Source organism: Alteromonas sp. MmMcT2-5 (assembly GCF_022348315.1).
In the GTDB taxonomy this organism is placed as follows: domain Bacteria; phylum Pseudomonadota; class Gammaproteobacteria; order Enterobacterales; family Alteromonadaceae; genus Alteromonas; species Alteromonas macleodii.
The window spans coordinates 40,710-50,210 of record NZ_JAKRFB010000033.1 but is presented as its reverse complement, the minus strand read 5'-3'; the positions used below and the strand labels follow the sequence as shown (position 1 = coordinate 50,210).

The 9,501-nt window shown below is 45.7% G+C and carries 7 protein-coding genes; 4 read left to right on the top strand and 3 right to left on the bottom strand.

Going from position 1 to position 9,501, the window contains the following annotated elements; translation table 11 throughout:
* Nucleotides 1-104 precede the first annotated feature (104 nt).
* The 3 genes from MHN09_RS14270 to typA all read right to left on the bottom strand — a co-directional run bounded on the left by MHN09_RS14270 (nt 105) and on the right by typA (nt 4,115).
* The gene (locus tag MHN09_RS14270) at nt 105-1,280 is read right to left on the bottom strand and encodes a PatB family C-S lyase (protein WP_039226147.1); all 1,176 of its coding nucleotides are present in this window, start codon (nt 1,278-1,280) and stop codon (nt 105-107) included.
* Between the two features lie 263 nt (nt 1,281-1,543).
* Nucleotides 1,544-1,921, bottom strand: coding sequence for a response regulator (locus MHN09_RS14265; protein ID WP_014950586.1), 378 nt, complete (start codon nt 1,919-1,921; stop codon nt 1,544-1,546).
* A 361-nt stretch (nt 1,922-2,282) separates the two neighbouring features.
* Nucleotides 2,283-4,115, bottom strand: coding sequence for a translational GTPase TypA (gene typA, locus MHN09_RS14260; protein WP_239241172.1), 1,833 nt, complete (start codon nt 4,113-4,115; stop codon nt 2,283-2,285).
* 457 nt (nt 4,116-4,572) lie between these two features.
* On the opposite strand from typA, the gene glnA reads away from it, so the two are divergent.
* From glnA to glnG, 4 genes are all read left to right on the top strand, one after another.
* Nucleotides 4,573-5,982, top strand: a complete 1,410-nt coding sequence (glnA, locus tag MHN09_RS14255) for a glutamate--ammonia ligase (protein WP_168462823.1) — start codon at nt 4,573-4,575, stop codon at nt 5,980-5,982.
* Between the two features lie 248 nt (nt 5,983-6,230).
* Nucleotides 6,231-6,848 carry a DUF4124 domain-containing protein gene (locus MHN09_RS14250; RefSeq protein ID WP_231506564.1) on the top strand — a complete coding sequence of 206 codons (618 nt, stop codon included), beginning with the start codon at nt 6,231-6,233 and terminating at the stop codon, nt 6,846-6,848.
* Between the two features lie 130 nt (nt 6,849-6,978).
* Entirely contained in the window at nt 6,979-8,064 is a 1,086-nt protein-coding gene (gene glnL, locus MHN09_RS14245; RefSeq protein ID WP_014950590.1) for a nitrogen regulation protein NR(II), read from the top strand.
* Complete coding sequence (gene glnG / locus MHN09_RS14240; protein ID WP_187447669.1) at nt 8,054-9,463, top strand: nitrogen regulation protein NR(I); 1,410 nt, start codon at nt 8,054-8,056, stop codon at nt 9,461-9,463. Before glnL ends, glnG begins: the two co-directional genes overlap by 11 nt.
* Nucleotides 9,464-9,501 lie beyond the last annotated feature (38 nt).

Genomic DNA, 9,501 nt, shown 5'->3' with positions numbered 1-9,501 from the left:
GGCGATTGATCTGATCACCAAACGTCATGAATGTTCCTATCTTTTTTATCTTATTGATATCGCAATATTATTTGTGGGGATACCTCAGACTCTGACCCCTATTTTTAGCTGGCGAGGCGTTGCAGAATATCCTGGAGCATCGCTTTACTGCAGCCAAAGTTAATTCTGAAATGATCCGCCTTGTGAAAATCGATGCCTGGTGACGGGCCTACGCCTTTCTCTTCGGCCCACTGCTGGACGTTCTCTACACCTAGTCCACTGGCGTCTACCCACGCAAGGAACGTCGCATCGGCTTTGAGCATTTTAAGCCCGTCAATGCTGTTTACTGTGTTAAACACCATATCTCTGTTTTCACGCAAGTAGGTAAGTTGCTGCTGATGCCACTCATCACATTGAGTGAATGCTGCTTCTGTAGCCGCTAAGCCCAATACAGTAACCCAAGGTACGATGCCCGCTGCGGCATTGGTAAATGCCTGACGCAGCTGGCGATTAGGGATGATGGCAAAAGACGTTCCCAAACCAGCAATATTAAATGTTTTACTGGCAGCCATTAGCGTAACGCTATTTTCAGCAAGGTTGGACTCGCGGCCCGCCGGTATGTGCTGCTTGCCATCTTCTAGAATAAGGTCGCAGTGGATTTCATCAGAACATAGCTTAACGTTGTTCGCGTTACAGATCTCGGCAATGCGATCTAATTCAGCTTTAGTAAGCACCGAACCTACCGGGTTCATTGGGTTACAAAGAATAAACAGCTTACATTTAGGATCAGCCGCTTCTCTTTCTAATGCTTCAAAATCTAACGTATAGCGCGCACCTTCAACACTCGAGATAGTTTCAGAACTTGTGCCGTCGTCATTTTGCACTACCGTGCCTATATCTACCCGTTCGAGACCATTTAGCTTTGGGGCAGCCAGTAGAGGCGGATAATTAGGTGTTTGAATAAGTACTTTATCACCGGGTTCACAATAGGCTTTACACGCTACGTTAAACGCTGGCACAACGCCTGGTGTCCACACTAGCCACTCGGGTTGAATTTCCCAATTATGCTTATCTTTAAGCCATCTCACTACAGCCTGAATGGCGCCTTCGTGATGTGCAGGCAGTATGTAACCCATGTTGCCATGCTCAACCTGACCCGAAATGGCGTCTAGAATTGGCTGCGCGCAACGAAACTCAGTATCGGCAACCCACGCAGGAATGATGTCTTTCCCTTTGTACTTTTGCCATTTGAACGAAAACGTGTCTTTTCTGGGAGGGGTATTATCGAATAAGGCGCTCACATTACATCCTGTTGCATAAAAACTTATGCCACCAGTGTAGAATTTTAGCGCCTCATAAACTAGGGGCGTGAGATGAATTAACCCGAATTTTCTATATCGAAATGTACTTTAATAGAGATAAATTAACACGTTAAAGCCAAAGGTAAATTGCGCTTTGCTGTCCTAACCTGTTTTACGTTGTCATCGTTAACCACGAAGTAGATTTTTGGCTCTCATGCACACCTTTAGCGTGCGATACATAAAATGAAAAACAACCTACAGGCTTAGCTGGCCTGCGACACCGCCTCTCTCGATTTTTGAACTAGCTCTTCCATATTGAGTGGCTTAGCAAGAAAACCGGTAACCTGAAGTTTACGCGCTTCTATCACTAACTCTTTGTTAGGGTCGGCAGTAATGAGTAAAAATGGAACGTCCAACCCCGAAGACTGACAGGTTTTTAGAAGACTTAGTCCATCATAATCCGGCATTACTTGGTCACTGATGATCAAGCTGATAGATTCTGCGGTTTGTTGCAGCAAAAAATCCCTTGCAAATTTACTACGTGTAAATGGATACACGGTGGCGTCTAACTGCGTTTCCAACGCGTCAGTAATAAGGTCAAGCGTGATAGGATCATCTTCAACTACTGCTACAGAAAACACTACCCTTCCCCTTTTTGTTAGGTCATTAGCCGTAAATATTACAACGACTTAGCTCACGTGTTAAGGCATCAGTCTATTGTACCAATCCGCATAGATTAATGCTCGCTGGGTATTGATCTATGCGGACTGATTTTCCAAGCATAGAATCTCTGAACGCTTTTGACCACTAACCTTTGGTCGATATTTAAACTTTTTCTAACGTTTTAGTGATAATGCTAGAAAGCAGCTTTTTTGATGGGAAGTGACGGTGTGTAAGTTGAGACACGAGTTGAAAGATTGCAGGCCAAACTCATCGGCAAAATGGAAAAAAAATGCCAGCTGACGCTGGCATTTTCAAAATCAATGTAAGTCTTAGAAGCTATTAAGACTTAGGTGCACGTGATGCACGCTTACGCTCGTTTTCTGTAAGAAGCTTCTTACGAATACGGATAGATTCAGGCGTTACTTCTACTAGTTCGTCGTCATCGATGAACTCAAGCGCTTGCTCAAGTGACATTCTGATTGGTGGAACTAGTGTTTGCGCTTCGTCAGTACCTGATGCACGAACGTTAGTAAGCTGCTTACCTTTAAGGGCGTTTACAGTAAGGTCGTTGTCACGGCTGTGAATACCGATAACCATACCTTCGTACACTTCAACACCGTGACCGATGAATAGACGACCGCGTTCTTGAAGGTTAAACAGAGCGTTAGTTAGTGCTTTACCGTTTGCATTAGCGATTAGAACACCGTTCTTACGCTTACCGATGATACCGCCTTTGTACGGACCATAGTGATCGAACGTGTGATATAGCAAGCCAGAACCCGACGTTAACGTCATGAACTCTGTTTGGAAACCAATTAGGCCACGGCTTGGAATGATAAAGTCGATACGTACACGACCTTTACCATCTGGAGACATGTCAGTCATTTCTGCTTTACGCAGACCAAGCTGTTCCATGATTGAACCCTGGTGCTGTTCTTCACAGTCGATAGTCAGGGTTTCGTATGGTTCTTGCGTTGCGCCGTCAACTTCTTTCAGAATTACTTCTGGACGTGACACTGCAAGCTCGTAACCTTCACGACGCATGTTTTCGATAAGAATACCTAGGTGAAGTTCACCACGACCAGATACGCGGAACTTGTCCGGATCAGGCATTTCTTCAACGCGCAGTGCAACGTTGTGTACTAGTTCGTCTTTAAGGCGCTCTAGAATGTTACGTGACGTTACATACTTACCTTCTTTACCTGCAAACGGCGAGGTGTTTACCTGGAACGTCATGGTTACTGTAGGCTCGTCAACCGTAAGTGGAGGAAGTGCTTCTACAGTGTTGACGTCACAAATGGTGTCAGAGATCTTAAGTTCGCCAAGACCTGTGACTGCAATGATGTCGCCCGCGTGCGCAGATTCAACTTCGTGACGAGCAAGGCCAAGGTAGCCGTAAACTAAGCCTACTTTGCCGTTGCGCTTTTTGCCATCAGCAGTAACAACCGTTACTTGTTGATTTGGCTTAACAGAACCACGCTTAACACGACCTACGCCGATAACACCCACGTATGAGTTGTAGTCAAGCTGAGAGATCTGCATTTGGAATGCGCCGTCGATATCTGCATCAGGAGGAGAAACCTGGTCAACGATAGTTTGGAACAATGCCGTCATATCGTCTTCTTTAGTATCTGCATCTAGTGATGCCCAACCGTTAAGTGCAGACGCATAAACAACTTGGAAATCTAGCTGTTCGTCAGTTGCACCTAGGTTGTCGAATAGGTCGAAAACTTGATCCATAACCCAATCAGGACGCGCACCAGGCTTGTCGATTTTGTTGATAACAACAATTGGCTTAAGACCTTGAGCAAATGCCTTTTGCGTAACGAAACGGGTTTGTGGCATCGGGCCTTCTTGCGCATCTACAAGTAGAAGTACAGAGTCAGCCATCGACATTACACGCTCTACTTCACCACCGAAGTCAGCGTGTCCTGGAGTGTCTACGATGTTGATACGGTAGTCGTTCCAGTTAATCGCTGTGTTCTTAGCTAGGATGGTAATGCCACGTTCTTTCTCGATGTCGTTCGAGTCCATTACGCGCTCTTCTTGCTCGCCTCGAGATTCAAGGGTGCCAGACTGCTGTAACAGTTTGTCTACCAGGGTGGTCTTACCGTGGTCAACGTGGGCGATGATTGCGATGTTACGCAATTTATTAATATCAGTGGTATTCATGCTTATATAGAGCCTGTGTAAATCAACGTCTACTTCAATTCAGTGGAAAGGAGTATGCGTTAGATTTGTTGCAAAAAAATGCAGATAGAAAAATTTGCGCGGATTGTACAGAAAAACCACGACGTTTGCGCATCTTTTTTTTGATGGAAACGAGTTTTATTGGTTTTCAAACACTTGTTCAACAAATAACCAGCCCCGTTGCACCTAATTGATCATATTTGGTGGCTATACGCTACAAAGTAATCTAGGCTGATTGACGTACAAATGAGCACAAAACGCCATATTGGTGCAACATTGCACCAATATAATGCAATTTAATTCAAACGGAAGTGATAGATGCCCGTCTATGCCACAGAAATCGGTATACATATAGATGGCATGATAATCGCTTTCACTTTTGCCACTGTTGGAGTGAAGCTGATCATTCCGCATTTTTACATTAAACCTGGAGGACACGATGTCAGTAGAAAAGGCATTAGAGCTGATTAAAGAAAGTGAAGCGAAGTTTGTAGATTTACGTTTTACCGATACAAAGGGTAAAGAACAACACGTATCTATTCCTGCGAGCGTTGTTGATGAAGAGTTTTTCGAAGAAGGTAAAATGTTCGATGGTTCTTCAATCGCTGGCTGGAAAGGCATCAACGAATCAGACATGGTTCTTCTTCCAGACGCAACAAGCTGCGTAGTTGACCCTTTCGCTGAAGAGACACAAGTAAACATCCGTTGTGACATCGTTGAACCTTCAACAATGGAAGGTTATGAGCGTGACCCTCGTTCAGTTGCTCGTCGTGCAGAAGAATTCCTAAAATCAACTGGCATCGGTGACACATGTTTCTTCGGCCCAGAGCCAGAGTTTTTCCTTTTTGATGACGTACGCTTCCACACTGACATGGCGGGTTCTTTCTACAAGATTGACTCTTCTGAAGCAAAGTGGAACTCTGGCGAAGAGTTTGAAGGCGGCAACATGGCACACCGCCCTGGCGTTAAAGGCGGTTACTTCCCAGTACCACCAGTGGACTCTGCTCACGATATCCGTGCTGCAATGTGTCTAGTTATGGAAGAGATGGGCCTTGTTATCGAAGCGCACCACCACGAAGTAGCAACTGCTGGCCAAAACGAAATTGCTTGCCAATTCAATACGCTAGTTAAGAAAGCTGACGAAATTCAAGTTTACAAGTATGTTGTTCACAACGTTGCACACGCATACGGTCAAACAGCTACCTTTATGCCTAAGCCGCTTGTTGGCGATAATGGTTCTGGTATGCACTGTCACCAATCTATCTCTAAAGATGGCGTAAACATCTTTGCAGGTGACAAGTACGCAGGTCTTTCTGAGGAAGCACTTTACTACATTGGTGGTATCATCAAGCACGCGCGCGCAATCAACGCGTTTGCTAACGCTTCTACTAACTCATACAAGCGTCTGGTTCCTGGATTCGAAGCACCGGTAATGCTTGCATACTCTGCACGTAACCGTTCTGCATCTATTCGTATTCCTCACGTAACTAGCGATAAAGCACGTCGTATTGAAGTACGTTTCCCTGACCCAACAGCTAACCCATACCTAGCGTTCACTGCTATGCTTATGGCGGGTATCGACGGTATTAAGAACAAGATCCACCCTGGTGATTCAATGGATAAAGACTTGTACGACCTACCGCCAGAAGAAGCTGCTGAAATTCCAACAGTTGCAAGCTCGCTAGAAATGGCACTTGAAGCTCTTGATAACGACCGTGACTTCCTTAAAGCTGGTGGCGTTATGACTGACGACATGATTGATGCATACATCGATCTTAAGTCTGAAGAAGTAACGAAACTTAACATGACTACTCACCCTGTTGAGTTCGACATGTACTACAGCTTGTAAATTCGCACTGTATAGTAATTTATACTAAAGCCCGCTCTGCGGGCTTTTTTTATGCGTACAATTTATCTACTATGTTTTTATAGCTATGCTAACGAATACTCTTTCATACTGCATCAACTGCGCACAGGGCTTTGCCCGCTTGCATCTGCATACAACTAGAAAGATTATCCATAAGCCAAACATAGCAAGCTATATGAATTAGCCAGCTAGCCAAAACCACATTGATTAGGTAACGACACGTGCACTACATGACGCGACACATTTGCTTAATTTCGCTATTACTAAGTAGCGGCAATGGCTTACTGCCTGTGCAAGCGGAAATGCTGAGCCAAGAAAGTACCCAGCAAGAAGCACAAGAAAGCGAAACCGGACAAAGCAGCAATGCAACATCAGCCGCAGCTACCTCTCCAATGACCATATACAAGGTGGTAGGTAAAGACGGCTCTGTGACTTACACCGACAAGCCGCAGCAAAACGCAGAACCCCTAGCTTTCGATGTAAAAACGCAAAACGTAGTAACCGCGGCAAAGGTTACCCCACCTCCCCCTGCGAAGCCGGCTGCCCCCAAGCCCAACTATCGCGTAGTCATTAAGTCACCTGCACCAGAAGCGACAATTCGCAATAACTTGGGCGAATTCACTATTTCTGCCGCACAACCTGGTGCACCCAAAGCGCCAATCTACCGATTAATCTTTGACGACGCCCCATTAGCTAGCAATAGTTCAGGCGTCTTTAAGCTTACTGGTATCCATCGTGGGGCACATACTTATAAAGTTGAACTCACGAACAATACGGGCAAGACTCTTGCATCGTCTCCACTACAAACCCTTTACCTGCATCAGGCATCGGCGTTAATTAATAACTAATAGCGTGCAACCACTGTTATGTATGCGCACCATAGAGGTTCAGTGAACATTTCTTCTTGAGCTCTTTATTCGCGCAACGCATCATTGCAAGCTACAATGCACAATTATGGTGCAAAGGAGACGAGCTCGGATGCATTCCACCGAGTTAGAAACACAACAGCTAATCAATAGCCTAAATACCGCACTGGTAATGGTAGACAACAAACTTACGATTGTTTATGCCAACCACGCTGGTGAAGCTTTGTTTGAGACTGGATTAAAACAACTTATTGGGCATCCACTTCAAGATTTTTTCTTGCCGGGCACAATAGAAACCACCCGACTTAAAGCTGCCATCAGAAAAGGTGAAGATTTCACCGAAAACGAAATTAAGTTGGCTTTTCGAGATAACCGCTATGTATCTGCCGACCTAACCGTTACCAACTTGCACTTCGAAGACGGCCCACGACTGCTATTTGAAGTTAAAAAGATTGACCAGCAAAAGCGAATTTCTCGAGAAACTTTACAAAACGCGCAGCATTACGCAGCACGGGAATTGGTTCGCGGCCTTGCACACGAAATCAAAAATCCTCTTGGTGGTATTCGCGGTGCAGCACAGCTATTAGAAAAAGAGCTGATTGACGAGCATAAAGAATTTACAAGCATGATCATAGAGCAGTCTGACCGTCTGCGAAACTTAGTTGATCGATTGCTTGGACCAAATTCACTACCTCGATTTGAAGAAAGCAACGTGCATCAAGCGCTTGAAAAAATACGCAGCTTAATGCGCTTTGACTCAGACAATCCCATTACCATAGTTCGCGACTATGACCCCAGCATTCCACCGCTTATGTTAGACCCTGACATGATTCAGCAAGCGGTGCTCAATATTGTGCGCAACAGCGTTCAGGCATTAACCGAGAGCCAAACCCCCAACCCACAAATTAGGTTAATTACGCGAATAGAGCGCCAAATGACAATTCAAACGAAGCGTCACGCGCTGGTAGCAAAAATAAAAATTATTGATAACGGCCCGGGTATTCCGGCTGAAGTAAAAGACACACTTTTCTACCCTATGGTCACAAGCAAGCAAAATGGCTCTGGGTTGGGTTTGTCTATTTCACAGACCCTTATAAACCACCACGGCGGCAAAATAGATGTAGATAGCTACCCTGGTCACACTGAGTTCGTAATTTACATACCAATAGATCGTAAGGAGACAGACGATGACGAATGAGTCTGTGTGGATTGTCGATGATGACAGTTCTATTCGTTGGGTGCTGCAAAAGGCCTTACAAGCAGCAGATATCAGCTGCTTAAGTTTTGAAAACCCTGAAGATTTATTGCTTCAACTTCAAAGCGGCCAAGCCCCTGAAGTCATCATTTCAGATATAAGAATGCCACAAATGGACGGCATGACGTTACTGAACGAAGTACATGCTTCGCACCCTATGCTCCCCGTTATCATTATGACGGCGCATTCGGATTTAGACAGCGCAGTTAACGCATATCAAAAAGGTGCCTTTGAGTATTTGCCAAAGCCATTTGATATCGACGAGGCTGTCACCTTAACCCAGCGGGCGCTGGCACATTCCAGAGAGCAGTCCACCGTATCTAAAGCGCAAGTTGAAGACGTAGTAACGGAAATTATTGGCGAAGCACCTGCCATGCAGGAAGTATTTCGTGCCATAGGTCGCCTGTCGCGCTCTTCAATTAGCGTGCTTATTAACGGGCAATCGGGTACGGGTAAAGAACTTGTCGCGCACGCCCTTCACAGGCACAGCCCAAGAGCAAGTAAACCTTTCATCGCCCTCAATATGGCCGCCATTCCTGCCGACCTTGTAGAGTCAGAACTATTTGGCCATGAAAAGGGCGCGTTTACCGGAGCCCAGGCAGCTCGCCAAGGCCGCTTCGAGCAAGCCGACGGCGGTACACTGTTTTTAGATGAAATAGGTGATATGCCGTTAGATGTACAAACCCGCCTTTTACGCGTGCTTGCAGACGGTCAGTTTTATCGTGTCGGTGGCCATCAATCAGTGAGTGTGGACGTACGCATCATCGCTGCAACTCACCAGAATTTAGAACAAAGGGTTGCTGAAGGTAAGTTTAGGGAAGATTTGTTCCACCGCTTAAACGTTATTCGAGTACACCTTCCATCGCTCAACGAGCGCCGCGAAGATATTCCGTTACTGACCCGTCACTTCTTGCGCCGAGCAGCCAAAGAACTTGATGTAGAAGCTAAAAGCATATCGAAAGACGCTGAGCGCGTAATGTCTCAGCTACCATGGCCTGGAAACGTAAGGCAGCTAGAAAACGTGTGTCGCTGGTTAACGGTAATGGCGAGTGGTCAAGAAGTGCTGCCCAGCGATCTGCCACCGGAAATTCACAGCGATAGCAGTATCGAAAAACCTAGCGCTGAATCGGGTGAATGGCCAGATTTGTTGGCAAGCTGGACCGATAAACAGCTTCGCGACGGCCATCACAATATTCTTAACGACGCGATGCTGACGTTTGAGCGTATTATGCTTGAGCGAGCACTTCAGCACACTCATGGCCACAAACAAGATGCGGCTAAACGCTTGGGTTGGGGAAGAAATACCCTAACAAGAAAGTTAAAAGAATTGGGTGTGAACTAATCCTAGTGATTACGCCGTAAGCTAGCAGGGAACTCACT

Bases quoted from the DNA above. Each gene is read 5' to 3' on its own strand.
- typA (WP_239241172.1), bottom strand. From the start codon at position 4,115: ATGAATACCACTGATATTAATAAATTGCGTAACATCGCAATCATCGCC.
- glnA (WP_168462823.1), top strand. From the start codon at position 4,573: ATGTCAGTAGAAAAGGCATTAGAGCTGATTAAAGAAAGTGAAGCGAAG.
- MHN09_RS14250 (WP_231506564.1), top strand. From the start codon at position 6,231: ATGACGCGACACATTTGCTTAATTTCGCTATTACTAAGTAGCGGCAAT.
- glnL (WP_014950590.1), top strand. From the start codon at position 6,979: ATGCATTCCACCGAGTTAGAAACACAACAGCTAATCAATAGCCTAAAT.
- glnG (WP_187447669.1), top strand. From the start codon at position 8,054: ATGACGAATGAGTCTGTGTGGATTGTCGATGATGACAGTTCTATTCGT.